Source organism: Sporofaciens sp. SGI.106 (assembly GCF_050314255.1).
In the GTDB taxonomy this organism is placed as follows: Bacteria; Bacillota; Clostridia; order Lachnospirales; family Lachnospiraceae; genus Claveliimonas.
Map to the genome: position 1 here is coordinate 1 of NZ_JBNPMZ010000062.1, position 552 is coordinate 552.

At 41.8% G+C, this 552-nt stretch carries 1 protein-coding gene and 1 pseudogene; both read right to left on the bottom strand.

The annotated features are described in order from the left end of the window. A pseudogene (locus tag ACQRCC_RS15575) lies at nucleotides 1-347 on the bottom strand (RNA-guided endonuclease InsQ/TnpB family protein); the annotation flags it as partial. 14 nt (nucleotides 348-361) lie between these two features. Beyond that, nucleotides 362-552 (bottom strand): IS200/IS605 family transposase (gene tnpA, locus ACQRCC_RS15580; protein WP_427851659.1); only part of this gene is annotated, 191 nt, incomplete at its 5' end.

A 552-nucleotide genomic window follows, 5' to 3' on the forward strand; every position in this document is an offset into this window, starting at 1 on the left:
CCATTCTGCATATAAGTGACTGCCATCTTACGCTGTTTAAAATATGGTGGTCTTGGATTCTGTACCCCTTTGCTCTTCTGCAGCACATAAAAAGACTTCCAGGCCTTATCCAGCAGCTTACACACTTCCTGTGCTGTTTGTGATGGAAGTGACCTGTACCACAGATCCTCTTTATGTGATGCTTTCTGATAATACCAGTCCGGATACTGTTCCAGCCCCAGTTCTTTGTAATGGAGCCGTTCATAATTGCAGACATTCCAGAGCTTATATGCTGCATAGCACATATGCCCAACGATATTTGCATAAACCTGATTCAGTTGGACCGTTGTATCTTTTGCTAACAGCATTCCATTCTCCTCCTTTAATATGATTTTCTCTGCTGCTCAATGTAACGTCTGATATTCTCTTCCGATACTGAGCCAATCGTTTCTACATAATATGAATGATTCCACAGCTGCCCTTTCCACAGCTTTTCACGGATCTCCGGAAACTGTTCAAAGAGTTTTCTTCCAGTGATCCCTTTCAGATATTTCACAATGTCTGTTACAGATA